This is a genomic window from Pseudomonas sp. B21-051, from assembly GCF_024748795.1.
Taxonomy (GTDB): domain Bacteria; phylum Pseudomonadota; class Gammaproteobacteria; order Pseudomonadales; family Pseudomonadaceae; genus Aquipseudomonas; species Aquipseudomonas putida_A.
The window spans coordinates 4041611-4068218 of record NZ_CP087166.1 but is presented as its reverse complement, the minus strand read 5'-3'; the positions used below and the strand labels follow the sequence as shown (position 1 = coordinate 4068218).

The window sequence follows — 26608 nt, the reverse complement described above, 5'->3', positions numbered from 1 at the left end:
CTCTCGGGTGAAGGCGAAGGTTCAGTGGCGATGCTCGCGGGTTACACCGGCATCGAACTGCGCGACGATCTGTTTCCAGCCAGCGGCGGACAGCGCGGCATCGGTCAGCTCGGCGGGCGTTTTCAGATCGGCGTCGCGGTTAAGCCAGATGTCCGGCGCGGCATTGGCGTCGGCGCTCAGCAACATCACGAACGAACCGGCGACGGCGGGCGCCTGGCTGTGGCCGAAATAGGCGCTGTCCGCCAGTAACTGCCAGGCATGGCCGCCACGGCTGACCGAGCTGGCGTCCTGAGCGAACGGGGCGAAACCTTCCTCGGCCAGATTTTGCGGGGTCGGCAGGCTTTGCTGCTCTTCACGCAGCAGGCGGATCTCGTCGAGGGTCACCCGCAGGTCGGCATAAATGCCTTGCTCGGCGGCACTCAGGTCGCGCCGTGCATCGAGTTGATGGCTGGAAACCGGCTCCGGCTCATGGGGCACCCCGCGCCATGCCACCACTGATCCGGCGACGGCAAGGATCAGCAAACACAAGATCAGGACATTCAGGGTTTCATGCCCGGCGCCGGCCGGACGTACGACTTGGGTGGTGGGCGTGCTCATGGGGCCTCGATGTCGGCTTGGTCGATTTCCACGACGTGACCGGGGCCGGCGTCGAACAGCACATAAAACTCGGCCGCCGGTTTCTTGAACGTCACGGTCGAGTCGGCGCCGAGCTTGCCCGGCAGCAGGATGGTTTCGTCGTAACCGATCACATCGAGGGTCACCCCCGGCGCGCCGCTGCCGTCGGAGAAGCCGCCGGTGCATTTGATCTGCTCGGCATCGACGGCTTTGCATTCGCACATCGGGTTATGGGCCAGGGCGCCGGCGCTGAAACCTGCGCACAGCAGCAGCAACGCGGCGCGCAACCGCAGGCGGGAAGGGCGTTGAACGCGGTTCATGGTTTGGCTCCTTGTTGGTTCAGCCAGGCGACGGTGGCGGGTGAAGCCTGGCTCAGGGGAATCGAGGCCTGATGCATGCTGCCGTCCCAGCCTTCCATGGTGATCCACAGTTCGGCGTCGGGACGGGTCTTTTCCGGAATCGGCATTTGTGTGCCCATGCGGTACGGGCTACCGAAGAAGATGGTTCCAGCGGCGCGCAGGCTGCGCGGCTTGCCAATGCGCAGGTAGGTAGCCTTGACCTGATCGGCACAGGTATCGCACAGGGCGGCGCTGAAATCCTTCATATAGCCCGCCGGCCCCGTGAGAGTCGGTGCTTCGTTGCGCAATTCTGCCAGTCGCAGGCTCCAGGGGCCGACCTGGATGTTGCCAATCTCCCGTTGACCCAAACCGCTGTCGCCGCGAAACAGCGAGGCATCGGCGAAGTACTTGGGCATGAAGCCCAGCGGAATCAGCAGGAGCAGGACATTGAGGTGAAAGCGCCATTTGTGCCAGTAACGGGCCAGTCGGGAGGGCGGTGTGATCGTGCTGGACTTGCTCACAGGCTCACCTCCGAAGGCACACGGGTACGGGCCGGTTGTGCCTTGCGGTTTTTCTTTTCTTCGCGCTTCAGCGCATTGGCGGTGGCCAGCGCAGTGCGCTTGGTCCAGATCAGCAAGCCGCTGAGTACCATCATGCTCAGCAGCAGGCCGAAGAAGAACCAGATCAGCTTGATCCAGATACCGCCGAAATCACCCGTGTGCAGCGGTCGCATCGACTCGGTGACAAACTCCAGCGAGGTGCGATCGGACAGCAGGCGGGACGCGGCCATGTCGCCGTTGTACGGATTGAGCGTTGCGGTCTGGAACATCAGCGGATACCAGCCGCGACCGCCGACGCTCATGTGGCTGTAGGCGTTACCTGGAAGGCTGACGAAACTGGCCTCCAGCCCAGGAATTTTCTGCTGGGCGATCTCGACGGCGCGGTCCAGGCTGATACGTGGAGCAGGTGTGCCGGCGGCCGATATCGGCACGCTCTCCCGGGACATGGCGGGAATGATCGGCTCGCTGGAGATGGATATCTGGTTATCGAACAGGATCGCGCGGATCAGGAACCAGATGCCGGTGATGGAGATCAGCGCGATGAACCAGATCGACCAGATGCCGCACAATCGGTGGAAGTCGCCCCAGAATATCCGCGCGCCGTGGCGTATGCGCAGGGTCGGGCGTAGAAAACCTTTCCAGAATTTTTTGTAGACCACCAACCCGGTGATCAACGACACCAGCATCGGTACCCCAAGAAACGACACCAGATACCAGCCCCAGCTGAAGCCGTTGGTGAACGGCACCAGCCACCAGCCGTGCAGGGCGCGAGTGAATGCCTTGAAGTCGAAACCGGGGGCGGTGCCCTGAATGACCCCGGTGTACGGATTGACATAGACCGTCAGTGAGCGACCGTCCGGGTAGCTGACTTCGACGTCCAGGGCAAAGTGTGACTCGTCGGGACGGCTGATGCTTTGTACCAGGGTTTGCGGCTCGGCTTGTTTGATCGCGGCCAGTACCTGATCGTAACTGAGCAGCGGCGCGTCATCCGATGGCTGGCTGGCGCGCATCTGCGGGTTGGCCAGCCAGACGATTTCCTGGCTGACCACCGCCAGTGTGCCTGTGACACAGACGATCAGGACAAAAAACCAGATCGGCAGCGCGAGCCAGCTATGCACCAGGAACCACAGTTTGGAACGGGATTTCTTCGACATGATTGCGCGTCTTGATTTCGATGAAAGGGCACGCGGCTACGGGCTTCGCAGCGCGGGTATCCCCGAAAGGCGCGGTCGTGGCTGTTGCCTACGCGAACGGCCTGCATCTTTATAGGACGGATGAGCCGGACAAATCCCGAAAGGTGATATGAAAGCAAATGTTTCGCACTTCGCAGGGGGCAACGAGATCCCCCTGTAGGAGCTGCGGCACGCTGCGATCTTTTGATCTTGATCTTTAAACAACAGATCAAAAGATCCCAGCCTCGTTGCACTCGACAGCTCCTACAGGATTTTTGCGGGCAGGCGATCAAACACGATTCATGAATGGCGCTCTCACTGTCGGGCAATTGATGGCCGGTTCGCGCTGCCTATGATGGAAAGCACCGGATTCCCCGAGTGAGCACCCTGATGAGCCCCAGAACCCTCTACGACAAACACATCGATTCGCACACCGTGTGCCGCCTCGACGATCAGGGCCATGTGCTGCTGTATATCGATCGCCAGGTGATCAACGAATACACCAGCCCGCAGGCTTTCAGCGGTCTGCGCGCTGCCGGGCGCAAAGTCTGGCGGCCGGGTACGGCGTTGGCGGTGGTCGATCACGTCAACCCGACCACCCCTAAACGGGTGGCGGCGATGTCTGACGCCGGCGGTGCGCGGCAGGTGTCGTATCTGGCGGAGAACTGCCGGGACTTCGGCATCGAACTGCTGGATATCCTCGACAAGCGCCAGGGCATCGAGCATGTGATCGCCCCGGAGCAGGGCTTTATTCTGCCGGGTATGGTCATCGCCGCCGGCGACAGCCACACCACCACGTACGGTGCGCTGGGGGCGTTCGGATTTGGCATTGGCACCTCGCAAATCGAGCACCTGCTGGCCTCGCAGACGCTGGTCTACAAGCGTCTGAAAAGTATGCGTGTAACGGTGGATGGTGAGCTGGCGCCGGGGCTGACTTCAAAGGACGTGATCATGGCGCTGATCGGCCGGATCGGTGCATCGGGTGCCACAGGCTATGCGATTGAGTTCTGCGGTTCGACCATCGATGCGCTTAGCGTCGAAGCGCGGATGACCATTTGCAACATGGCCGTAGAGGCGGGCGCACGCGGCGCCTTCATGGCACCGGACGAAAAAGTCTTTGCTTATCTCAACGGCAAACCCCGCGCACCACAAGGCGAACGCTGGGCGCGCGGCGTGGAAAAATGGCGTGAACTGCGCAGCGATCCCGGCGCCGTGTTCGACCGCGAAATCCACCTCGACGCCAGCCTGCTGGAACCGATGGTCACCTGGGGCACCAGCCCCGATCAGGCGGCGCCGATCGGTGCGCAGGTGCCGGACCCGCAAGGTATCGACGATCCGATCCTGCGTCAGGACATGCGCCGCGCCCTGCATTACATGGGCCTGGAGCCGGGAATGGCGCTGCGCGATATCATCATCAGTCATGCCTTTATCGGCTCCTGCACCAATGCGCGGATCGAGGATCTGCGTGACGCCGCCAGCGTAGTGCGTGGACGGCAGGTGGCCGGGCATGTGCGGGCGATGATCGTGCCCGGTTCCAGCGAAGTGCGCGCTCAGGCCGAGGCCGAAGGGCTGGCGCAGATCTTCATTGATGCAGGCTTTGAATGGCGTCAGTCCGGCTGCTCGATGTGCCTGGCGATGAACGATGACGTGCTCGCGCCCGGCGACCGTTGCGCCTCCAGCACCAACCGCAATTTCGAAGGCCGGCAGGGCGCCGGAGCGCGCACGCATCTGATGAGCCCGGCGATGGTGGCTGCCGCCGCGATCAGTGGCCACCTCACCGACATCCGCCACTTCGGAGAACGCCCATGAGCCTGCAACCCTTCACGCAAGTCAGCGGCCAGGCCGCGCCGCTGCTCGCGGCCAACGTCGATACCGACGTGATCATGCCCAAGCAGTTTCTCAAGGGTATCGACCGTCAGGGGCTGGATCGTGGGCTGTTTTTCGATCTGCGCTTTCTCGCCGACGGTACGCCCAACCCTGAATTCGTGCTGAACCAGCCAGCCTGGCAGGGCGCGAGTTTTCTCGTAGTCGGGGCGAATTTCGGCTGCGGTTCAAGTCGCGAACATGCGGTGTGGGGGTTGCAGCAAATGGGCATTCGCGCGCTGATCGGTAGCAGTTTTGCCGGGATTTTCTACGACAACTGCCAGCGCAACGGGGTGTTGCTGATCACGCTGGATGAAGCGCAGGTGCAGCGTATCGGTAGGTTGGTGAGCCAGCCTGAAACGGCACTGATCAATGTGGATCTTGAGGCGCAGCAGATTCGTCTGGCGGACGATGAAGTCATCGAATTTCAGATTGATGATTTGCGCAAGACTGCGCTGTTGCTGGGGCTGGATGCGATTGGCAGTACCTTGCAGCGGCGTCAGCAGATCGAGGCGTTCGAGCGCGAACACCTGGCCGCCAACCCATGGCTGGCCTGACACGCCTTTTACCCTGTGGGAGCGAGCCTGCTCGCGAAGGCGTCTTGTCAGTCAGCACTCAATTGTCTGACCCGACGCTTTCGCGAGCAGGAGGCTGTTTTTACAGTGACAGTGCTTTGAAATGCTCCTGCAAAAACTCCACACACGCCCGCAGCTTCCCGGAGTTGGCCAGTCGCGTCGGGTACACCGCCCAGACGTTGGCGCTCTGGCTGTAATCGGTCAGCACCGGCAGCAGTCGGCCCTGTTCCAGCAACGGTTTCACATCCCACAATGAACGCAGCAACACGCCGCGTCCGTCGAGCGCCCATTGCAGGACGATCTCGCCGTTGTTGGACGACAGCGGCCCACTGACCCGCACGCTTTCCTGCGTGCCGTCACGATCCAGATGCCAGACGCCGAAAGCGTTGTCGCGCTCCTTGATCACCAGGCAGTCATGCTGTTGCAGATCGTCCAACGTCTTCGGTGTGCCTCGGCGTTCAAGGTATGCGGGCGCTGCGCACAGCACCCGGCGGTTGCTCACCAGTTGCCGGCCGATGTGCTGACCGGGCAGGTCGTCGCCGACGCGGATTTCCAGATCGAAGCCCTCGTTGACGATGTCCACCGCGCGGTCGAACAGGTCCAGGCGAATCTGCAATTGCGGGTGAAGCTCTGCCAGCCGCGAAACCGCAGGCGCCACGTGGTTACGGCCGAAACCGAAACTGCTGCAAATGTGCAAGCGCCCGCGCGGGCTGTCGTGGGCGTCGGCGAGGTCGTCGCGCAGTTGCTGGAAGTCATCGAGAATACGCAAGGCCCAGCGCTGCACCCGCTCGCCGTCCTCGGTCAGCGACACGCGGCGACTGGTGCGGTGCAGCAGGCGGGTGCCGAGGGTCGATTCGAGTATCTGGATGCGTTTGCTGACGTAGGCCGGGGACAGGCCCAGTTCATCGGCGGCAGCGGCGAAACCGTTCTTGCGGATCACGGTCAGCAGCACGCGCAGGTCTTCGGGCAGGGGCACGGGGTCTTGGTTCTGGGACATGTGGGAAGGAGCACTGGCGGCACAAGCCGCCAGCATAGCATCGGCTGTACAGGGCTCGATTCAGCGCAGGAAATCCAGCGCTTCGGCGAGCAACAGTTCCGGCACTTCTTCGGCCAGATAATGCCCGGCGGGCAGTGCCTTGCCGCTGACGTTGGTTGCCACGTGCTGCCATTCCTTGAGCGGGTCGAAGCAGTGCCCGACCGTGCCTTGCGCGCCCCACAGCACCCGCAGCGGCAGGTCAAGATGATGGCCGGCAACGATGTCAGCACGGTCATGTTCCAGGTCGATGCTGGCGCTGGCGCGGTAATCCTCGCAAATGCCCCGGGCGCTGCCGGGACGTTGCAGGCAACGCAGGTATTCGCCGAACGCTGGCTCGGTGAACGGCGCGAGTCCGGCGCTGCGGCTGCCCATCACGCTGCGCAGATAGGCTGCGGGATCTGCCTCGATCAGGGTTTCCGGCAACGGCGCCGGGCGGATCAGGAAGAACCAGTGCCAATAGGCGCGGGCAAAGGCTTCGTTGGTCTGGGTGTACATCGCCAGGGTCGGGGCGATGTCCAGCAGCATCATCCGTTGCACCGCAGCGCGGTGGTCGAGGGCCAGGCGATGGCCGACCCGCGCGCCACGGTCGTGGGCCAGAATCGAAAACTGTTCGAAGCCCAGCGCCTGCATCAACTCGAGGTTGTCCCTGGCCATTTCGCGTTTCGAGTAATTACGATGTTGTTCATCGGCAGCCGGTCGGGCGCTGTCGCCATAGCCGCGCAGGTCGGCGGCAACCACAGTGAAGTGCTCGGCCAATTGTTCGGCAATCTTGTGCCAGATCACGTGGGTCTGCGGGTGCCCGTGCAACAGCAACAGCCCCGGGCCGCTGCCGCCGAGGCGATAGGCGATGTCGACGCCGTTGACGTGGCGCTGGTCTTTGACGAATCCGGCAAACATCGGGCTGATCCTTGTTCAGGTGCGGGTGGGATGCATCCTGAAAGTGTTCGGCATCCGGGGCAAGGGTTGAAGCGTGGTGTGGTGGTTCATGAAGTGTGGTTTGTGTGCTCAATGTCTGCCTCTTCGCGAGCAGGCTCGCTCCCACAGGGATCTCTGTTGTGAACACAATTCTGGTCACACAGTAGACACTGTGGGAGCGAGCCTGCTCGCGAAGAAGCCAGTTCTGGCGCTGAGATTCTCAACCCTGCTGAAACATCTCCATCGCCCGCTGCTTGATCTGCTCCTCGGTCAGATCCTCCTTGCGTGTCGCCAGAAACCACACATGCCCATAGGGATCCTTCAGCGTCCCGCTGCGATCGCCGTAAAACTGATCCTTGACCTCCGACACCGCTTTCGCCCCGGCATCCAGCGCCCGTTGAAAGGACTTGTCGACATCGGTGACATACAGATGTAAACCGACCGACACGGCATTGTCCGGATCGCTCAACGGCCCTTGATCGCACGGTGTGCCGAGCATGATTGCGCTGTCGCCAATGCGCAGTTCGGCGTGGCCGACGCGCCCGCCGGGCATGTCCAGGCGCATGACCTGCGTGGCGCCGAAGGCTTTCTTGTAGAACTCGATGGCTTCGGCAGCCTTGAGGATGCCGAGGTACGGGGTAATGCTGTGATACCCCTCGGGAATGGGTTTGACGCTCATGACGTTCTCCCTGTTTTTGTTTTGCGAGGTATGGCTCCACCGGATTTGTGGAAGATTCACTATAGAACTGTCTGCGCGGCCAGGATTTTTCCCCGACGAGCAGTCAGCCGAGAAAGTGTGCCCCCGGTCCTTGTTCGCCGAGCACATCGCCCTGATTGCGCAACGGGCAGGCTTCCATCGACAGACAGCCGCAGCCGATGCACCCGGTGAGCCGGTCGCGCAACAGGGTCAATTGGTTGATCCGCTCGTCCAGCTCCCGTCGCCACTGTTCGGACAGGACTTTCCAGTCTGCCGCTGTAGGCGCGCGGTCGTCCGGGAGGGTTTTCAGCGCCTCACCGATTTCCGCCAGCGGAATGCCCAAGCGTTGCGCGACCTTGATCAGCGCCACCCGACGCAACACTGCCCGTGGATAGCGGCGCTGATTGCCGGCATTGCGCTGGCTTTTGATCAAACCCTTGGTTTCATAAAAGTGCAGGGCGGTGACCGCCACTCCGCTGCGCGCAGCGACTTCGCCGACGGTGAGCTGTTTGTGCAGGTTTTCCGGGGTGATCATTTTGCAAAAGGACTCTTGACCTTGACTTAACTAGAGGTTTTACCCTGCAGGCCTTCGAGTCGCAAGACTCGGCTTACGATGAGTGGGGACTTCTCATGCAAACCTCAGCGAAAAATCGCAGCTTTACCCAATTGATCGAATTCGAGATCGAACCGCGCCAGCAATCTGCATTGGTCTGTGCGCTGGCGCAGCAGAGCGAACATCTGGCGCAGCGCTACGCAGGCTTTGTCAGCGCCAGCGTCCAGGTCAGCGACGACGGTCGGCGGGTGCTGAGCTTGCTGCAGTGGCAGAGCCGCGAGGCCGGGGAGGCGGCGTTCTGTCGCTATGAAAGCGGCGAGCAGGATTTCTGGCAACTGATCCGCGCCCATCAGGCGAAAACCGTGACCTTCAATTCATTTCAGGTGTTGAGCAGCATCGCCCGCAGTCATGACGATGCGCTGCACTGCAACCTGGTCGGCTAGATCGACAACTGGATCAGGCGTTCACCGTGCAGGTTCTCCGTGAGTCGCCGCTTGTTCACCGCCAGTTCGCCGATCTTGATCAGCCGCGTGCGGGTGACGTTACGGCTCAGACCGAGCAGCGCGGCAGTGTGCACCTGGTTGTAATGGCAGAAGCGATACGCGGCGCGCAGCAGGGCGTCTTCGACCTTTTCGTGGAGGGCGCCGGCCTGTTGTTCGAACAGCTTCTGGAAGGCTCGCTCCAGCAGCGCTTCCGGTGAATCGTCGGTGTTCGACTGCTGATCATCCGGGCGCTCGATGCGCAGGTTCGACAGGCGCAGATTATCGCGCTCGATCACGCCGTTGCGGCAGATCAACAGGGTGTGATGGATGACGTTTTCCAGTTCGCGGATGTTCCCCGGCCAACTGTAGCTGCGCAGTTTCTGTTCGGCACCGGCGCTGATGCTGACCCGTCCGTAACCGAGGCGCTGGCTGTAGGCCTCGATGAAATGCCGGGTCAGCGGCAGGATATCGCCGGGGCGGTCGCGCAACGGACTGAGTTCCAGATTGACCACGTTCAACCGATAGAACAGGTCTTCGCGAAAGTTGCCGGCATTGATCGCCTTTTCCAGTTGCACGTTGGTCGCCGCCAGCACCCGCACATCGATGGGCATGCTCTTGCGCGAGCCGAGGCGCACCACTTCGCGTTCCTGCAACACGCGCAGCAACTTGACCTGAATCGCCATCGGCAAATCGCCGATTTCGTCGAGGAACAAGGTGCCGCCGTCCGCCTCTTCGAACCAGCCGGCCTTGGCGCTGAGTGCGCCGGTGAAAGCACCTTTCTCATGGCCGAACAGCTCGGCCTCCACCAGCGATTCGGAAAACGCGCCGCAGTTGACCGCGACAAACGGCCGATGCCGGCGATTGCTCAGGTTGTGGATGTGCCGCGCCACCAGCTCCTTGCCGGTGCCGGTTTCGCCGATGATCAGCACGCTGGCTTCGCTCGGCGCGACTTGTTGCAGATGCGCCAGCAGGGCCTGGGACTTGGGGTCTTCGAAGACCTGCGCGGTGGCGCGGATCGACGTCGCCAGGGCGGGTGAGGGCGGAAGGGTCAGCAGTTGCATGGGGCTCGCTCCATTAAAGGCAAGATCAGGAATAGAACGTCGGCACCGGCAGCGCCTGATTCAGCGCCCAGTCGCCCAGCTCGTGGAGTTTGTAATCGAGCGGGTCGTGCAGGGTCTGGGTGCGCAGGTTGCGCCAGTGTCGGTCGAGACGCAGCGAGGCGTGGGTCGAGCGCGCGCCAGTGACTTCGAACAAGCGGCTGCAAATTTCCAGCCCCTGACGACTGGCGGCGACCTTGGCGGTGGCAATCGCCGTGGCCAGATGTCCGCGCTCTTCTGCAGTCAGTTTCGGGCCTTTGGCCCAGGCCTCGTCGAGCAGCGCGGCGGCCCGTTCGACCAGCAGGCGGATGCCTTCCAGCGCGACCCAGAACTCGCCGTAATGCGCGAGCACATACGGATCTTCACGCACATTGCGAGCTGCGGATTTGTGCCAGAGCCGGGTTTCGCTCAGGGTGTACTGGCGCGCTTCCTCAAACGCACCTTCGGCGATGCCGAGGAACATGTGAGTGAAGGTCAGTTGCGCAATCAGCGGACGCAGACAGGCGAACGGTGTGCTCAACGGGCCGGGATCGAGCAGCAGCTCGGATTCTTCGACCCGCACCCGTTCGAACGTGGCGCTGCCGCTGTCGGTCTGGCGCTGGCCAATGTTGTTCCAGTCGTCGTGCAGAGTGATGCCGCTGCGACCGCTGGGGATCGCGGCGATCAGCAACTTGCCGCCGGCACTTTCGTCGACGGCCGAGGCGATCAGCATCTGTGAATCGCTGGCGCCGGAGCAGAAGCTTTTCTTTCCGGAAAATTCCCGCCAACCGCCGAAGTCCTTGACCACGGTGCGGGTGTCGAGCGGGTTGAGGGCGTTGCCCCAGAACCAGTTCTGCCGCGCGGTCTGTTCGAACCACGGCTGCCATTGTTCGGGCCGCGAGAACAGGCGCACGGTGGCGAGCATCAGGTGATGAAAGCCGAAGACGTGGGCGATGGAACTGTCGACCTTGGCGAACTCGCGCACGACTTGCAGGGTTTCGCTCCATGTCGCGCCGAGGCCGCCGTAACGCGTGGGAATGCTCAGGGCCAGCAGGCCGCTGTCGCGCAGGGCATCGCGCTCGGCCTTCGGCGTACCGCCGCGGTCGTCACGCTCGACAGCGGTGAGGGCGAATTCGGCGGCCAGTTGACGCGCGTTCTGCAGCGGGGAGAGCAGGGTGCTTTGTGGTTTGGCGGTCACACCAAATCTCCTATGTTCTACAACGTCCGTGTAGGAGCTGCCGCAGGCTGCGATCTTTTGACTTTGATTTTTACAAGCAAAATCAACAGATCGCAGCCTGCGGCAGCTCCTACAGAGTTTGTGTCGGGTCAGGACTTGGTGGGCAACACATCGTTGGCAATCATTTCGCCAAACGGCCCGGTAAGGTTGGTCACGCCGCGTCCGGCCAGGCTTGCATACGGCTCGGGCAGCAACGGGAACACCAGTTCGGCAAAGCGGTACGCCTCTTCCAGGTGCGGATAGCCGGAGAAGATAAAACTCTCGATACCGAGGTCGGCGTACTCCTTGATTCGCGCGGCTACTTGCTGCGGATCGCCCACCAGCGCGGTACCGGCACCGCCGCGTACCAGACCGACGCCGGCCCACAGGTTGGGGGCGATTTCCAGGTTGTCGCGACGCCCGTCGTGCAACGCCGCCATGCGCCGCTGGCCTTCGGAATCGAAACGCGAGAAGGATTTCTGCGCGGCCTCGATGGTCTCGTCGCTGATGTGCTCGATCAGTTTGTCCGCAGCCTTCCACGCTTCTTCGGCGGTCTCGCGGACGATGACGTGCAGTCGAATCCCGAACTTCACCTTGCGCCCATGGCGAGCGGCGCGTTCACGCACATCGGCGAGTTTTTCGGCGACAGCGGCGGGCGGTTCGCCCCAAGTCAGGTACACGTCGACTTGCTCGGCAGCGAGGTCATGCGCCGCGTCGGACGAGCCACCGAAATACAGCGGCGGATAGGGTTTCTGCACTGGCGGATAGAGGGCTTTGGCGTTCTGTACTTTCAGGTGTTTGCCTTCGAAATCCACCGATTCGCCCTGCAGCACCCGGCGCCAGATCTTGAGGAATTCGTCGGTGACTTCGTAGCGTTCGCTGTGGTTGAGGAAGCTGCCGTCGCCACGGTTTTCGTCAGGGTCGCCGCCGGTCACCACGTTGATCAGCAAACGGCCGTTGGACAGTCGATCGAGCGTCGCCGCCATGCGCGCCGAAACGGTTGGCGAAATGATCCCTGGGCGGATCGCTACCAGATAACGCAGGCGTTCGGTCAACGGCACCAGCGCCGAGGCAATCACCCACGAGTCTTCGCAGGAGCGCCCGGTGGGAATCAGCACGCCGTGGTAGCCGAGGCTGTCGGCGGCTTGCGCCACTTGTTTCAGATAATTCAGGGTGACCGGGCGCGCGCCTTGGGTGGTGCCCAGGTAATGGCCGTCGCCGTGGGTCGGCAGGAACCAGAAAACATCCATGACCAGCTCCTTACGCGATTTTCAGCAGCGGTTTGATTTGCGTGCCGAACAGCGGCGCGGCGCGTTCGGCGGCCAGGCGGATCCGCGCTTTCAGCGGTTCGCTGGTGATCTGGTAGTCGGTGAAATCGGCCTCGGTGGCGTACACGCCAATGGGCAGGGTCACGGCCTGGAAGAAACTGAACAGCGGCCGCAACTGATGATCGAGTACCAGCGCATGGCGCTCACTGCCACCGGTGGCGGCGAGCAGCACCGGGGTGTCGATCAGCGCGTTGAGGTCGATCAGGTCGAACAGGTGCTTGAGCAGGCCCGGGTAGGAACCGCGATACACCGGCGCGGCGACGATCAGTAGATCGGCCTGTTCGATGGCTTGCAGTTCGGCTTCGACCTCGGCGCTCAGCTCCTGACGCGACAGGGCAGCACCCAACGGGCGGGCGATATCACCGAGTTCGATCAGATGACTCTCGACCGGCAAGTGTCCGGCCAGTTCGGCCAACAGCGCTTGGGTCAGCACCAGCGTGCGCGATGGACGCCAGGTGCCGCCGGAGAGGGCGACGACTTTCAGGGGACGCGACATGATGAGTTCCTTTTTATCAACAGTTGCTCAGCGAGCAGTGAGTAAGTGCCAAGGCTTGAGCAAGCGCTGTACCAATTCCTGAGAGGCCCGGTTTAATTGGGCCTTAGCGCTCTGGCGTGAGTCCGTTGTGCAGATATCAGGCGGGTTTGCTGATCTGCTGTTGCCTGGGCAACAGTTGCTGGAGCAACAGTTGTTCGCCGTGTGCAGGGATTTATAGCGGCTGCTGGTTATTCCGTAAAAGAACGTTAATCGATATTTATAGATCGTTAAGAGATATGAGAGTGTTGAAGCTGAAATCCTGATAGCCACTATTGAGAGCGTTGATTTTTGCCCGGACGGGCGCGGGCGTAGCCTTTGTCCATCGACTACCACCGCTCGCCAGGACGCTCCCCATGAATCGTTTACTGCCTGTTTCGCTGCTGCTCGCTGTCTCCGTACTCGCCGGTTGCGCGACCCACGTGTCCCCCGAACAACGGCCGTACACCGCCGAAGAAACCCGCGAACTGGCGATGGAAGCGCTGAACCGCAGCGGCTTGTCCTTCGACGAATATCACGCGAAGAAAGCTGCACTGCTGGGCGAATCGCAATTCGACAAGAAAGCTGAAATGAGCGCCGGGCGTGCAATACAGCTGCACGGTCGTCCAAGTTAATCGAAAACTGTACTGCTCGAATTTTCGCGTAACTGTCCGTGGGTTCGCCGGCCGCCGTGCGATAGGGTCAATACCTGAATGACCCCTGACGGATTGCTCCCATGACCCTCTCGCTTGACCTGCTGTTGGGCTTTGCCCTGTTTGCCCTTGTCACCTCGATTACACCGGGGCCGAACAACACCATGTTGCTGGCATCGGGCGTGAACTTCGGCTTCAACCGCACCATTCCTCACATGCTCGGCATCACCTGCGGTTTCTTCGTCTTGGTGGTCGCCGTGGGCTTTGGCCTGGGCGCGGTGTTCCAGACTTACCCGATTCTCTACACGGTGCTGCGCTATCTCGGCGCCGCATATCTGTTGTATCTGGCGTGGAAAATCGCCCACTCGGGCCCGGTCGGCGAAGGCGTCGAAGGGGAGGCCAAGCCGATCAGTTATCTCGGTGCCGCCGCGTTTCAGTGGGTCAATCCCAAGGCCTGGATCATGGCCATCGGTGCCATCAGCACCTACACGCCGATGCAGGGTTATTTCACCAACGTCGTGGTGATCGCTGCCGTGTTCGCCATCATCAACCTGCCCAGCGTCGGCGTCTGGGCGGCGTGCGGCACGCTGCTGCGCAATGTGCTGAAGGACCCGCGCTGGTTGCGCGTGTTCAACTGGGGCATGGCGGCGCTGTTGGTGATTTCGCTGTACCCGCTACTTCTCGAAAGCTTTCACTGACGCATTGCTTCAACCGCCGGCCCGATGCCTGTTAAGCTCGACTTCAGGAGCGTTCCTACGCACTTTTAAATGAAGTTGTTCTTCTTTAACGGCATCCGATCAGGTAATGATGACGGTCTCGAACCCAGGCGCAGCTCACAAGGCTGCGCTGTGCCGTTTGCAGACACGAGCCTCCTGATCCCGGAACACGCTCTGCGAGTCTTTTATGAATAAACGTCCGTTGTATTTCGATTACGCCGCCACCACCCCGGTGGACGAGCGGGTCATCCAGGTGATGATCGATTGTCTGGGGTTTCACGGTAACTTCGGCAACCCGGCGTCCAGCTCCCATGCCTTCGGCCAGCAGGCCCGGCACACGGTCGAGCACGCCCGTCGGCAAGTCGCCGAACTGGTGGGCGCCGAGTCCGGGCAGATCGTCTGGACCTCCGGCGCCACCGAATCCAACAACCTCGCCCTCAAGGGCGTGGCCCAGGCCCGCGGCGTTGCCGGCGGCCACATCATTACCAGCCAGATCGAACACAAAGCCATTCTCGATACTGCCCGGCAATTGCAGGACGCCGGCGTCGCGGTGACCTATCTGGTGCCGGACGCCGAAGGCCTGATCACCCCGCAGGCGGTCAGCGAAGCCATGCGCGACGACACCTTTCTGGTGTCGCTGATGCTGGTCAACAACGAACTCGGCACCCTCAACGATATCCCGGCCATCGGTGAAGTCGCGCGCGGCCGTGGCGCGTTGTTCCATGTCGATGCTGCGCAGGGCGCCGGCAAAGTGGCGATCGATCTGCAGCAGTGGCCGGTGGACTTGATGTCGTTTTCGGCGCACAAGCTCTACGGCCCCAAAGGCATCGGCGCGCTGTATGTCGGCCCCCGCGCGCAGCAGCGTTTGCAGGCGCAGATTCATGGCGGCGGCCACGAAGGCGGCCTGCGCTCCGGGACCCTGGCGACGCATCAGATCGCCGGCATGGGCGCGGCGTTCGCCTTGGCCGCAGCCGAATTCGATGCCGAGAAAAAGTCCATCGTGGCGCTGCGTGAGCGGTTGCTTGAACCGTTGCTGAGCCTGCCGGGCGTGCGCCTCAATGGCAGCGTCAGCCAGCGCATCCCGCATACCCTGAGCCTGACGTTCAGCGAAGGTGAGTTCAACAGTGCGGCGTTGAGCCATTCGATCGCGTTTTCCGCGACCTCGGCCTGCAACTCGGCGAGCAACACGCCTTCTCACGTGTTGCTGGCGCTGGGGCACGACGCCCGGCTGGCCGGTCGCACCATTCGCCTGAGCCTCGGCCGTTTCACCACCGCCGATGATGTCGATCAGGCGGCAGCACTGATCAAAGGCGCCTGCGCCAGTGTCCCGGCATTCTGGGCGACAGGGCTTTAACCAGCCGATTTTCACGGCTACGAACAATAACGATGAAGTGATTGGCAGGAGACATGATGAGTACCCAGACTTTGACCGAAGGAACGGTTCCCCAGCGCCTGGCGCACACCCGTGAACTGATGCGCCGCGAAGGCATTCATGCGTTGCTGGTGCCATCGGCCGACCCGCACCTGTCGGAATACCTGCCGGGTTACTGGCAGGGGCGGCAATGGTTATCGGGCTTTCACGGTTCGGTCGGTACTTTGATTGTCACCGCTGATTTCGCCGGGGTCTGGGCCGACAGTCGTTACTGGGAACAGGCGACCAAGGAACTCAAGGGCAGCGGCATAGAGCTGGTCAAGCTGCAACCGGGTCAGCCGAGTCCGTTGGACTGGCTGGCCGAGCAGACACCGGAAAGTGGTGTGGTGGCGGTTGATGGTGCGGTGATGGCCGTGGCTTCGGCGCGGACCCTGAGCGGCAAGCTTGAAGCGCGTGGCGCGCGTCTGCGCTCTGACATCGACTTGCTGAAGGAAGTCTGGGCTGATCGCCCGAGCCTGCCGAGCGCGCCGATCTATCAGCATCTGCCACCGCAAGCGACCATCAGCCGCGTTGAAAAACTCGCCAAACTGCGCGAGACCCTGCAGGAGCGTGGCGCCGACTGGCATTTCATCGCCACCCTCGATGACATCGCCTGGCTGTTCAACCTGCGCGGCGGCGACGTGTCGTTCAACCCGGTGTTTGTTTCTTTTGCGTTGATCAATCAACAACAAGCCACGCTGTTTGTGGCCTTGAGCAAAGTCGATGCCGAGTTGCGCGCGGTGCTGGAGCGGGACGGCGTGACTCTGCGCGATTACCGCGAAGTCGCTGACGCCCTACGCGCCGTGCCAGGCGGCGCCAGCCTGTTGGTGGATCCGGCGCGGGTGACCAGCGGTTTGCTGGATAATCTCGACAGCGCGGTGAAACTGGTTGAAGGGCTGAACCCGACCACTCTCGCCAAATCGCAGAAGAGCGAGGCCGATGCACAGCACATTCGCAAGGCCATGGAGCAGGATGGTGCGGCCTTGTGCGAATTCTTCGCCTGGCTGGAATCGGCCTGGGGCCGTGAACGCATCACCGAACTGACCATCGACGAAAAGCTCACCGCTGCCCGGGAGCGTCGTCCGGATTATGTGTCGCTGAGTTTCAACACGATTGCTGCGTTTAACGCCAACGGCGCGATGCCGCACTATCACGCCACCGAAGAAGAACACGCGGTGATCGAGGGTGACGGCTTGCTGCTGATCGACTCGGGTGGCCAGTACCTGGGCGGCACCACCGACATCACTCGAATGGTGCCGGTCGGTACGCCGACGGCTGAGCAGAAGCGTGATTGCACTCGCGTACTCAAAGGCGTGATCGCGCTGTCGCGGGCGCATTTCCCGAAAGGCATTCTGTCGCCGTTGCTCGATGCCATCGCCCGCGCCCCGATCTGGGCTGAAAACGTGGATTACGGTCACGGCACCGGTCATGGGGTCGGCTATTTCCTCAACGTGCACGAAGGCCCGCAGGTGATCGCCTATCAGGCCGCAGCGGCTCCGCAAACGGCGATGCAACCGGGGATGATCACGTCCATCGAGCCGGGCACCTATCGTCCGGGTCGCTGGGGCGTGCGCATCGAGAACCTGGCAATGAATCGCGAGGCGGGGAGCAGCGAGTTCGGTGAGTTCCTCAAGTTTGAAACCTTGACCCTGTGCCCGATCGACACACGCTGCCTGGAGTCGTCCTTGCTGACGCAGGAAGAGAAGCAGTGGTTCAACGCCTATCACGCTGAAGTGCGAGAGCGTCTGAGTCCGTTGCTCGATGGGGCCGCGCTGGAGTGGTTGAACACGCGCACAGTGGCGATCTGAATGGCTGAAACCCGGACGCTGCTGGCAGCGTCCGGGTTTTGTTTTTTCTAAGCCTGGCGCAGGGTTTCTTCGACGAAGTCGAGGCGGTCCTGTCCAAAGAACATCTGGTTGCCGATAAACATGCTCGGCGCGCCAAATACACCGCGTTTAATGGCTGTCTCGGTGTTGTCCTTGAGGGCTGCCTTGACTGTCTCGTCGTTGGTCAGGGCCAGGACTTCATTGGGGTCGAATCCGTGTTCGCTCAATACCGCAGCGACAGTTGCCGGCTCATCGAGAGGGCGTCCCTCCACCCACAATGCCTTGAACAGGCAATCGATAAATGCGTGAAAGCGTTCCGGCTGGCGCAGTTGGATGCCGGTGACCGCGCGCATCAGCATCAGCGTGTTGATCGGGAAATGCGGATTGAATTTCAGCGGCACGCCATAACGTTTGGCGTAGCGATCCAGATCCTGAAACATGTAGCGGCCCTTCGCCGGAATCATCGCCGGCGATGCGTTGCCGGTCGCCTTGAACACGCCGCCCAGCAGCATCGGGATGTAGATCAGCTGGCTGCCGGTGTCGGCGCAGATCTTCGGCAGCTGGGTGTAGGCCAGATAGGTGGCGGGGCTGCCAAGGTCGAAATAGAACTCCACGGTTTTCGTCATCTTCGCTGCTCTCTGATTATTGTTATGGAGGAGGCGGGGCTTACCAGCGTTCGTTCCACGGCCGCAGATCCAGCTCGAAGGTCCAGGCGTCCCGTGGCTGGCTGTGCAGATACCAATAGTTTTCGGCGATGTGTTCGGGATTGAGAATACCGTCCTGATCCTTGGTCGCGTACTTCTCGGGGAAACTGTTGCGGATGAAGTCGGTATCGATCGCGCCATCGACCACTATATGGGCGACGTGGATATTCATCGGGCCCAACTCGCGCGCCATGCTTTGTGCCAGTGCACGGATGCCGTGTTTGGCGCCGGCAAACGCGGCAAATCCGGAAGCACCGCGCAGTCCGGCGGTGGCGCCTGTGAACAGAATGGTGCCGCGTTTGCGGGTGACCATGCGCTTGGCCACTTCGCGGGCATTGAGAAAGCCCGAGAAACAGGCCATTTCCCAGATCTTGAAATACTTGCGCGCAGTTTCTTCGAGAATGCTGCAAGGCACGTTGGCGCCGATGTTGAAGACAAACGCCTCGATCGGGCCGAGGCGGGTTTCAATCTCTTCAATCAGCGCAATGACGTCTTCTTCCTTGCGCGCATCGCAGGCAAAGCCGTGAGCTTCGCCACCCTCGGCCTGAATCGCCTCGACCAGCGGCTGTAATTTGTCGGCACTGCGCCGGGTGACGCAAGCGATAAAACCTTCTCTGGCAAAGCGCTTGGCAATCGCTCCGCCGGTGGCATCGCCAGCACCCACCACCAACACGACCTTCTTGTTATTCATCGGGCTATCCCTTTAGTAAACGATCGTTAAGTGAACGAACGTTATGCTAGGATCCGGACAACGTCAAGGCGGTCGATCAAGAGGGCAATCACATGCGGTATTCCGCCGGTCACAAGCTGGAAACCCGAGAAAAATTGCTGAACAGCAGCGCGTTGTCAGCCAAGCGTTCAGGCTTTTCCACAGTCGGTGTTGATGGCTTGATGAAGGCTATCGGCCTGAGTGGCGCGGCGTTCTATAGCCATTTCTCGTCGAAAAACGAGCTGTTCACGGCGATCGTCGAGCGCGAACTGTGTCAGAGCCTTGAGCGACTGGGAGGGCAGGGAGGGCAGGACCGTGAGCGGCTGGAACGCTGTCTCAAGCAGTACCTGAGCATGGCTCATGTGGAGCAACCTGAATCGGGCTGTGCCTTGCCGACACTGGGGGCGGAAATTGCCCGTTCAGACGACCAGGTTCGCGAGCAGGCAGAACTGTGGATTTGTCGGCTGCAAGCAAGTTGGGCACAGATTCTGGAAAGCGACAGCCTGGCGTGGGCGATTCTGTCGCAATGCGTCGGAGCGTTGGTGGTAGCGCGGATGCTGGTGACGCCGGACATTCAACGGACCGTATTGAAGTCCAGTCATGAGGAAATCGGGCGTCAACTGGCTGCTCGACAAGGCGAGCAGCCAGCATGATTCATTTGCAGATGACGATCATGCTACGGCTTGTGTAGCCAGCCGGATTGAGGCCGAACGGATAGTCGCCGGGCTCTTCCACGGCGTCCCCTGATTTGGCGATGACTTTGTAGCCCTTTGGGGCGCAAGCATTGGCGGCACTGGTGTAGCACTTGTCCCAAGAGGACGACAGCCCGGAACAGTTGATGTGCAGCCCTTTTTTACCGTGCTTCACTTGGGTCTTGGAGGTGGCTGCGCACCCCGCTACTGCCAATACAGCGATCAGTATCAAAATTCGTTTCATTAACGTCCTTATGGTAGCCGCGAGTCTGGCGCTCGGGTCTGCCTGTATTCGCCTGCGCTTTAAGCGGTTCGATATCCCTGTCCGAAAAAATCCATGCCTGGCACTGAGTTAAGGGGCCTAAACATGGCCTAAATGAACGCCAATTGCCAGACCTTCGTCAAATCCTGTTTCAATCTGCCGCTACAACGGGTTTCGCGCTACTGCCCATGGTCATGGTTGCCCCGACGGAGGCCAGAATAATGCACAGGATCGCCATCCATTGTGACAGCGTGAGGTATTCCTGCAGGAACAGCAGCCCGGACAACGCGCCAAAGGCCGGTTCGATGCTCATCAACGTCCCAAAGGTGCGGGCTGGTATGCGGGTGAGGGCGACCATCTCCAGCGTGTAGGGTAAAGCGGTTGAGAGGATGGCAACGCCGATGGCGACCGGGATCAACGACGGGGTGAGTAATGCCGCGCCGGCATGCACGATGCCGATCGGGGCGACAAACAGTGCGGCAATCATCACGCCCAGAGCCGCAGTCGTTACGCCGTTGTCGGCACCGGCCTTTTGGCCGAACAGAATGTACAACGCCCAGCACACGCCGGCACCCAAGGCATAACCGGCACCGACCAGATCAATTCCCGTGGAGGTCGCTCCGGTGGGGATCAACAGGAGCAGGCCAACTGCCGCCAGAGCAATCCAGAGAAAGTCGATAGCGCGGCGGGAGGCGTAAATGGCAACTGCCAGCGGGCCTGTGAATTCCAGCGCAACTGCAATGCCAAGCGGCACAGTGCGCAATGACATATAGAAAAGGAAGTTCATCCCGCCCAGCGCCATTCCGTAAACGATCACCGTGCGCAGGGACTGAGCGGTCAGCCTTGCGCGCCACGGGCGCAATAACAACAGCATGATTACGCTGGCGAAGACCAGGCGCAGAGTGGTCGTCCCTTGAGCGCCAACCACCGGGAACATGCTCTTGGCCAGAGAGGCACCAGACTGGATGGATGCCATGGCTATTAACAAGAGGCCAACCGGGAACAGCGTTGAGGCCAGAGAGCGAGGTTGGTCTGTCATTGCGAGGCATCATCCGAAGGAGAGAGCGGGGTATTGTTTTAGGTGTTGGGCAATATACTGCGCATTCGCTGCAGTTGCGTCTATATAGAAGCAGGCTTTTTCGGTGCATTGATAGAAAACTGAAATTAACGGTTGACGGCAGATTCAGGAGGTCTATAATTCGCCCCACTTCCGGCGCAGTCGAAACGGAAAACTCCTTGAGATTCAATGGGTTACGCAGTTTTCGACAGCGGCTTGCTTCAGTTCATCGAGGTCTGGAAGGAGTTGAAGGAGTGGTGATGTTTGGCTCTTTTGACGGTTCGATCTTCTCGGTCGAAGCGGAGAAAAAGAGGTGTTGACAGCAGCGTGTAACGCTGTAGAATTCGCCTCCCGCTAACGAGAGATCGGAAGCGCAAGTGGTTGAAGTTGTTGAAGAATTCTTCGAAAACTTCTGAAAATAATCACTTGACAGCAAATGAGGCTGCTGTAGAATGCGCGCCTCGGTTGAGACGAAAGATCTTAACCAACCGCTCTTTAACAACTGAATCAAGCAATTCGTGTGGGTGCTTGTGGAGTCAGACTGATAGTCAACAAGATTATCAGCATCACAAGTTACTCCGCGAGAAATCAAAGATGTAACCAACGATTGCTGAGCCAAGTTTAGGGTTTCTTAAAAACCCAAAGATGTTTGAACTGAAGAGTTTGATCATGGCTCAGATTGAACGCTGGCGGCAGGCCTAACACATGCAAGTCGAGCGGATGAAGGGAGCTTGCTCCTGGATTCAGCGGCGGACGGGTGAGTAATGCCTAGGAATCTGCCTGGTAGTGGGGGACAACGTTTCGAAAGGAACGCTAATACCGCATACGTCCTACGGGAGAAAGCAGGGGACCTTCGGGCCTTGCGCTATCAGATGAGCCTAGGTCGGATTAGCTAGTTGGTGAGGTAATGGCTCACCAAGGCGACGATCCGTAACTGGTCTGAGAGGATGATCAGTCACACTGGAACTGAGACACGGTCCAGACTCCTACGGGAGGCAGCAGTGGGGAATATTGGACAATGGGCGAAAGCCTGATCCAGCCATGCCGCGTGTGTGAAGAAGGTCTTCGGATTGTAAAGCACTTTAAGTTGGGAGGAAGGGTTGTAGATTAATACTCTGCAATTTTGACGTTACCGACAGAATAAGCACCGGCTAACTCTGTGCCAGCAGCCGCGGTAATACAGAGGGTGCAAGCGTTAATCGGAATTACTGGGCGTAAAGCGCGCGTAGGTGGTTTGTTAAGTTGGATGTGAAATCCCCGGGCTCAACCTGGGAACTGCATCCAAAACTGGCAAGCTAGAGTATGGTAGAGGGTGGTGGAATTTCCTGTGTAGCGGTGAAATGCGTAGATATAGGAAGGAACACCAGTGGCGAAGGCGACCACCTGGACTGATACTGACACTGAGGTGCGAAAGCGTGGGGAGCAAACAGGATTAGATACCCTGGTAGTCCACGCCGTAAACGATGTCAACTAGCCGTTGGGAGCCTTGAGCTCTTAGTGGCGCAGCTAACGCATTAAGTTGACCGCCTGGGGAGTACGGCCGCAAGGTTAAAACTCAAATGAATTGACGGGGGCCCGCACAAGCGGTGGAGCATGTGGTTTAATTCGAAGCAACGCGAAGAACCTTACCAGGCCTTGACATCCAATGAACTTTCCAGAGATGGATTGGTGCCTTCGGGAACATTGAGACAGGTGCTGCATGGCTGTCGTCAGCTCGTGTCGTGAGATGTTGGGTTAAGTCCCGTAACGAGCGCAACCCTTGTCCTTAGTTACCAGCACGTAATGGTGGGCACTCTAAGGAGACTGCCGGTGACAAACCGGAGGAAGGTGGGGATGACGTCAAGTCATCATGGCCCTTACGGCCTGGGCTACACACGTGCTACAATGGTCGGTACAGAGGGTTGCCAAGCCGCGAGGTGGAGCTAATCCCACAAAACCGATCGTAGTCCGGATCGCAGTCTGCAACTCGACTGCGTGAAGTCGGAATCGCTAGTAATCGCGAATCAGAATGTCGCGGTGAATACGTTCCCGGGCCTTGTACACACCGCCCGTCACACCATGGGAGTGGGTTGCACCAGAAGTAGCTAGTCTAACCTTCGGGAGGACGGTTACCACGGTGTGATTCATGACTGGGGTGAAGTCGTAACAAGGTAGCCGTAGGGGAACCTGCGGCTGGATCACCTCCTTAATCGACGACATCAGCTGCTCCATAAGTTCCCACACGAATTGCTTGATTCATTGAAGAAGACGATAGAAGCAGCCCGAAATTGGGTCTGTAGCTCAGTTGGTTAGAGCGCACCCCTGATAAGGGTGAGGTCGGCAGTTCGAATCTGCCCAGACCCACCAATTTTTGTGTGGGAAACCTGTAGAGATACGGGGCCATAGCTCAGCTGGGAGAGCGCCTGCCTTGCACGCAGGAGGTCAGCGGTTCGATCCCGCTTGGCTCCACCACCACTGCTTCTGAAGTTTGAAAGCTTAGAAATGAGCATTCCATCGCTGTGATGGTGAATGCTGATTTCTAGTCTTTTGATTAGATCGTTCTTTAAAAATTTGGGTATGTGATAGAAAGATAGACTGAACGTTACTTTCACTGGTAACGGATCAGGCTAAGGTAAAATTTGTGAGTGACTCTTAAGAGTTTTGCGAATTTTCGGCGAATGTCGTCTTCACAGTATAACCAGATTGCTTGGGGTTATATGGTCAAGTGAAGAAGCGCATACGGTGGATGCCTTGGCAGTCAGAGGCGATGAAAGACGTGGTAGCCTGCGAAAAGCTTCGGGGAGTCGGCAAACAGACTTTGATCCGGAGATGTCTGAATGGGGGAACCCAGCCATCATAAGATGGTTATCTTGTACTGAATACATAGGTGCAAGAGGCGAACCAGGGGAACTGAAACATCTAAGTACCCTGAGGAAAAGAAATCAACCGAGATTCCCTTAGTAGTGGCGAGCGAACGGGGACTAGCCCTTAAGTGGCTTTGAGATTAGCGGAACGCTCTGGAAAGTGCGGCCATAGTGGGTGATAGCCCTGTACGCGAAAGTCTCTTAGTCATGAAATCGAGTAGGACGGAGCACGAGAAACTTTGTCTGAATATGGGGGGACCATCCTCCAAGGCTAAATACTACTGACTGACCGATAGTGAACTAGTACCGTGAGGGAAAGGCGAAAAGAACCCCGGAGAGGGGAGTGAAATAGATCCTGAAACCGTATGCGTACAAGCAGTGGGAGCCCACTTTGTTGGGTGACTGCGTACCTTTTGTATAATGGGTCAGCGACTTATTTTCAGTGGCGAGCTTAACCGAATAGGGGAGGCGTAGCGAAAGCGAGTCTTAATAGGGCGTCTAGTCGCTGGGAATAGACCCGAAACCGGGCGATCTATCCATGGGCAGGTTGAAGGTTAGGTAACACTGACTGGAGGACCGAACCGACTACCGTTGAAAAGTTAGCGGATGACCTGTGGATCGGAGTGAAAGGCTAATCAAGCTCGGAGATAGCTGGTTCTCCTCGAAAGCTATTTAGGTAGCGCCTCATGTATCACTGTAGGGGGTAGAGCACTGTTTCGGCTAGGGGGTCATCCCGACTTACCAAACCGATGCAAACTCCGAATACCTACAAGTGCCGAGCATGGGAGACACACGGCGGGTGCTAACGTCCGTCGTGAAAAGGGAAACAACCCAGACCGTCAGCTAAGGTCCCAAAGTTATGGTTAAGTGGGAAACGATGTGGGAAGGCTTAGACAGCTAGGAGGTTGGCTTAGAAGCAGCCACCCTTTAAAGAAAGCGTAATAGCTCACTAGTCGAGTCGGCCTGCGCGGAAGATGTAACGGGGCTCAAACCATACACCGAAGCTACGGGTATCACGCAAGTGATGCGGTAGAGGAGCGTTCTGTAAGCCTGTGAAGGTGAGTTGAGAAGCTTGCTGGAGGTATCAGAAGTGCGAATGCTGACATGAGTAACGACAATGGGTGTGAAAAACACCCACGCCGAAAGACCAAGGTTTCCTGCGCAACGTTAATCGACGCAGGGTTAGTCGGTCCCTAAGGCGAGGCTGAAAAGCGTAGTCGATGGAAAACAGGTTAATATTCCTGTACTTCTGGTTATTGCGATGGAGGGACGGAGAAGGCTAGGCCAGCTTGGCGTTGGTTGTCCAAGTTTAAGGTGGTAGGCTGAGATCTTAGGTAAATCCGGGATCTTAAGGCCGAGAGCTGATGACGAGTTACCCTTTGGGTGACGAAGTGGTTGATGCCATGCTTCCAAGAAAAGCTTCTAAGCTTCAGGTAACCAGGAACCGTACCCCAAACCGACACAGGTGGTTGGGTAGAGAATACCAAGGCGCTTGAGAGAACTCGGGTGAAGGAACTAGGCAAAATGGCACCGTAACTTCGGGAGAAGGTGCGCCGGTGAGGGTGAAGGACTTGCTCCGTAAGCTCATGCCGGTCGAAGATACCAGGCCGCTGCGACTGTTTATTAAAAACACAGCACTCTGCAAACACGAAAGTGGACGTATAGGGTGTGACGCCTGCCCGGTGCCGGAAGGTTAATTGATGGGGTTAGCTAACGCGAAGCTCTTGATCGAAGCCCCGGTAAACGGCGGCCGTAACTATAACGGTCCTAAGGTAGCGAAATTCCTTGTCGGGTAAGTTCCGACCTGCACGAATGGCGTAACGATGGCGGCGCTGTCTCCACCCGAGACTCAGTGAAATTGAAATCGCTGTGAAGATGCAGTGTATCCGCGGCTAGACGGAAAGACCCCGTGAACCTTTACTATAGCTTTGCACTGGACTTTGAATTTGCTTGTGTAGGATAGGTGGGAGGCTTTGAAGCGTGGACGCCAGTTCGCGTGGAGCCATCCTTGAAATACCACCCTGGCAACTTTGAGGTTCTAACTCAGGTCCGTTATCCGGATCGAGGACAGTGTATGGTGGGTAGTTTGACTGGGGCGGTCTCCTCCTAAAGAGTAACGGAGGAGTACGAAGGTGCGCTCAGACCGGTCGGAAATCGGTCGTAGAGTATAAAGGCAAAAGCGCGCTTGACTGCGAGACAGACACGTCGAGCAGGTACGAAAGTAGGTCTTAGTGATCCGGTGGTTCTGTATGGAAGGGCCATCGCTCAACGGATAAAAGGTACTCCGGGGATAACAGGCTGATACCGCCCAAGAGTTCATATCGACGGCGGTGTTTGGCACCTCGATGTCGGCTCATCACATCCTGGGGCTGAAGCCGGTCCCAAGGGTATGGCTGTTCGCCATTTAAAGTGGTACGCGAGCTGGGTTTAGAACGTCGTGAGACAGTTCGGTCCCTATCTGCCGTGGACGTTTGAGATTTGAGAGGGGCTGCTCCTAGTACGAGAGGACCGGAGTGGACGAACCTCTGGTGTTCCGGTTGTCACGCCAGTGGCATTGCCGGGTAGCTATGTTCGGGAAAGATAACCGCTGAAAGCATCTAAGCGGGAAACTTGCCTCAAGATGAGATCTCACTGGAACCTTGAGTTCCCTGAAGGGCCGTCGAAGACTACGACGTTGATAGGTTGGGTGTGTAAGCGCTGTGAGGCGTTGAGCTAACCAATACTAATTGCCCGTGAGGCTTGACCATATAACACCCAAGCAATCTGAATGCTCGAAAGAGACCAGATTGCGGTGTGTG

At 59.2% G+C, this 26608-nt stretch carries 24 protein-coding genes, 2 tRNA genes and 2 rRNA genes; 12 read left to right on the top strand and 16 right to left on the bottom strand.

Translation table 11 applies throughout. From position 1 onward, the window contains the following. Nucleotides 1-21: 21 nt before the first annotated feature. From LOY52_RS18190 to LOY52_RS18175, 4 genes are read right to left on the bottom strand one after another with little or no spacing between them, the layout of a single operon-like run. Nucleotides 22-597, bottom strand: a complete 576-nt coding sequence (locus tag LOY52_RS18190) for a DUF6162 family protein (protein ID WP_258675497.1) — start codon at nt 595-597, stop codon at nt 22-24. Next, nucleotides 594-935 (bottom strand): hypothetical protein, encoded by a 342-nt coding sequence (locus LOY52_RS18185; RefSeq protein ID WP_041069739.1) that lies wholly within the window; start codon nt 933-935, stop codon nt 594-596. Before LOY52_RS18185 ends, LOY52_RS18190 begins: the two co-directional genes overlap by 4 nt. Continuing rightward, complete coding sequence (locus LOY52_RS18180) at nt 932-1474, bottom strand: thiamine pyrophosphate-binding protein (protein ID WP_258675496.1); 543 nt, start codon at nt 1472-1474, stop codon at nt 932-934. The genes LOY52_RS18185 and LOY52_RS18180 overlap by 4 nt, the downstream gene beginning before the upstream one ends. Beyond that, entirely contained in the window at nt 1471-2667 is a 1197-nt protein-coding gene (locus LOY52_RS18175) for a PepSY domain-containing protein (RefSeq protein WP_258675495.1), read from the bottom strand. Before LOY52_RS18175 ends, LOY52_RS18180 begins: the two co-directional genes overlap by 4 nt. A 408-nt stretch (nt 2668-3075) precedes the next feature. Here LOY52_RS18175 and leuC point away from each other — a divergent pair, with 408 nt between their 5' ends. Together leuC and leuD are read left to right on the top strand one after the other, a co-directional pair. Further along, on the top strand, nt 3076-4494 hold the full coding sequence (gene leuC, locus LOY52_RS18170) for a 3-isopropylmalate dehydratase large subunit (protein ID WP_258675494.1): 1419 nt from the start codon (nt 3076-3078) through the stop codon (nt 4492-4494). Next, entirely contained in the window at nt 4491-5105 is a 615-nt protein-coding gene (leuD, locus tag LOY52_RS18165) for a 3-isopropylmalate dehydratase small subunit (protein ID WP_258675493.1), read from the top strand. The genes leuC and leuD overlap by 4 nt, the downstream gene beginning before the upstream one ends. A 100-nt stretch (nt 5106-5205) precedes the next feature. On the opposite strand, the gene LOY52_RS18160 is transcribed toward leuD, so the two are convergent. The 4 genes from LOY52_RS18160 to soxR form a co-directional block, all read right to left on the bottom strand. Beyond that, a complete protein-coding gene (locus tag LOY52_RS18160) occupies nt 5206-6156 on the bottom strand; it encodes a LysR substrate-binding domain-containing protein (protein ID WP_309474932.1) in 951 nt (316 codons plus the stop codon). 24 nt (nt 6157-6180) lie between these two features. After that, nucleotides 6181-7056: an alpha/beta fold hydrolase gene (locus tag LOY52_RS18155; protein WP_258675491.1), complete on the bottom strand. Its 876-nt coding sequence runs from the start codon at nt 7054-7056 to the stop codon at nt 6181-6183. A 238-nt stretch (nt 7057-7294) separates the two neighbouring features. Continuing rightward, nucleotides 7295-7753 (bottom strand): VOC family protein, encoded by a 459-nt coding sequence (locus tag LOY52_RS18150; RefSeq protein ID WP_258675490.1) that lies wholly within the window; start codon nt 7751-7753, stop codon nt 7295-7297. Between the two features lie 103 nt (nt 7754-7856). After that, the gene (gene soxR / locus LOY52_RS18145; protein WP_258675487.1) at nt 7857-8306 is read right to left on the bottom strand and encodes a redox-sensitive transcriptional activator SoxR; all 450 of its coding nucleotides are present in this window, start codon (nt 8304-8306) and stop codon (nt 7857-7859) included. 95 nt (nt 8307-8401) lie between these two features. Between soxR and LOY52_RS18140 the strand changes: the two genes are divergently transcribed. Beyond that, entirely contained in the window at nt 8402-8767 is a 366-nt protein-coding gene (locus LOY52_RS18140; protein ID WP_258675484.1) for an antibiotic biosynthesis monooxygenase, read from the top strand. Here the strand turns inward: LOY52_RS18140 and LOY52_RS18135 are convergent. The 4 genes from LOY52_RS18135 to msuE form a co-directional block, all read right to left on the bottom strand. Continuing rightward, the gene (locus LOY52_RS18135) at nt 8764-9867 is read right to left on the bottom strand and encodes a sigma-54-dependent Fis family transcriptional regulator (protein WP_258675481.1); all 1104 of its coding nucleotides are present in this window, start codon (nt 9865-9867) and stop codon (nt 8764-8766) included. The two genes, LOY52_RS18140 and LOY52_RS18135, sit on opposite strands and share 4 nt — an antisense overlap. 25 nt (nt 9868-9892) lie before the next feature. Continuing rightward, nucleotides 9893-11080, bottom strand: coding sequence for an acyl-CoA dehydrogenase family protein (locus tag LOY52_RS18130; protein ID WP_258675479.1), 1188 nt, complete (start codon nt 11078-11080; stop codon nt 9893-9895). 128 nt (nt 11081-11208) lie between these two features. Next, entirely contained in the window at nt 11209-12348 is a 1140-nt protein-coding gene (gene ssuD, locus LOY52_RS18125; RefSeq protein WP_258675478.1) for an FMNH2-dependent alkanesulfonate monooxygenase, read from the bottom strand. A gap of 10 nt (nt 12349-12358) precedes the next feature. Then, nucleotides 12359-12922 carry an FMN reductase gene (gene msuE / locus LOY52_RS18120; RefSeq protein ID WP_258675476.1) on the bottom strand — a complete coding sequence of 188 codons (564 nt, stop codon included), beginning with the start codon at nt 12920-12922 and terminating at the stop codon, nt 12359-12361. Between the two features lie 392 nt (nt 12923-13314). Between msuE and LOY52_RS18115 the strand changes: the two genes are divergently transcribed. The 4 genes from LOY52_RS18115 to LOY52_RS18100 all read left to right on the top strand — a co-directional run bounded on the left by LOY52_RS18115 (nt 13315) and on the right by LOY52_RS18100 (nt 17525). Next, nucleotides 13315-13572 (top strand): hypothetical protein, encoded by a 258-nt coding sequence (locus LOY52_RS18115; protein WP_258675473.1) that lies wholly within the window; start codon nt 13315-13317, stop codon nt 13570-13572. Nucleotides 13573-13673: 101 nt separating this feature from the next. Then, nucleotides 13674-14288 carry a LysE family translocator gene (locus LOY52_RS18110; protein WP_003226640.1) on the top strand — a complete coding sequence of 205 codons (615 nt, stop codon included), beginning with the start codon at nt 13674-13676 and terminating at the stop codon, nt 14286-14288. A gap of 205 nt (nt 14289-14493) precedes the next feature. Continuing rightward, nucleotides 14494-15660, top strand: coding sequence for an aminotransferase class V-fold PLP-dependent enzyme (locus LOY52_RS18105; RefSeq protein WP_258675472.1), 1167 nt, complete (start codon nt 14494-14496; stop codon nt 15658-15660). Between the two features lie 56 nt (nt 15661-15716). Next, a complete protein-coding gene (locus LOY52_RS18100; protein WP_258675471.1) occupies nt 15717-17525 on the top strand; it encodes an aminopeptidase P family protein in 1809 nt (602 codons plus the stop codon). Nucleotides 17526-17572: 47 nt separating this feature from the next. Here the strand turns inward: LOY52_RS18100 and LOY52_RS18095 are convergent, their stop codons facing one another. Both LOY52_RS18095 and LOY52_RS18090 read right to left on the bottom strand, forming a co-directional pair. Then, complete coding sequence (locus LOY52_RS18095; protein ID WP_258675469.1) at nt 17573-18169, bottom strand: 2-hydroxychromene-2-carboxylate isomerase; 597 nt, start codon at nt 18167-18169, stop codon at nt 17573-17575. 40 nt (nt 18170-18209) lie between these two features. Continuing rightward, nucleotides 18210-18938 (bottom strand): SDR family oxidoreductase, encoded by a 729-nt coding sequence (locus LOY52_RS18090; RefSeq protein WP_258675467.1) that lies wholly within the window; start codon nt 18936-18938, stop codon nt 18210-18212. Between the two features lie 92 nt (nt 18939-19030). On the opposite strand from LOY52_RS18090, the gene LOY52_RS18085 reads away from it, so the two are divergent. Continuing rightward, entirely contained in the window at nt 19031-19609 is a 579-nt protein-coding gene (locus tag LOY52_RS18085; protein WP_258675466.1) for a TetR/AcrR family transcriptional regulator, read from the top strand. Between the two features lies 1 nt (nt 19610). Here the strand turns inward: LOY52_RS18085 and LOY52_RS18080 are convergent, their stop codons facing one another. Further along, the gene (locus LOY52_RS18080) at nt 19611-19892 is read right to left on the bottom strand and encodes a hypothetical protein (RefSeq protein ID WP_007965435.1); all 282 of its coding nucleotides are present in this window, start codon (nt 19890-19892) and stop codon (nt 19611-19613) included. Between the two features lie 169 nt (nt 19893-20061). Next, complete coding sequence (gene rhtA / locus LOY52_RS18075; RefSeq protein WP_258675464.1) at nt 20062-20949, bottom strand: threonine/homoserine exporter RhtA; 888 nt, start codon at nt 20947-20949, stop codon at nt 20062-20064. Nucleotides 20950-21618: 669 nt separating this feature from the next. Here rhtA and LOY52_RS18070 point away from each other — a divergent pair. From LOY52_RS18070 to LOY52_RS18055, 4 genes are all read left to right on the top strand, one after another. Next, nucleotides 21619-23155: ribosomal RNA gene (locus LOY52_RS18070) — 16S ribosomal RNA — on the top strand. An 81-nt stretch (nt 23156-23236) separates the two neighbouring features. Then, nucleotides 23237-23313: transfer RNA gene (locus LOY52_RS18065), tRNA-Ile, on the top strand. Nucleotides 23314-23342: 29 nt separating this feature from the next. Then, nucleotides 23343-23418: transfer RNA gene (locus LOY52_RS18060), tRNA-Ala, on the top strand. Between the two features lie 247 nt (nt 23419-23665). Then, nucleotides 23666-26557, top strand: a 23S ribosomal RNA gene (locus LOY52_RS18055). The 16S and 23S rRNA genes sit together here with 2 tRNA genes alongside, the layout of an rRNA operon. Nucleotides 26558-26608: the final 51 nt, after the last annotated feature.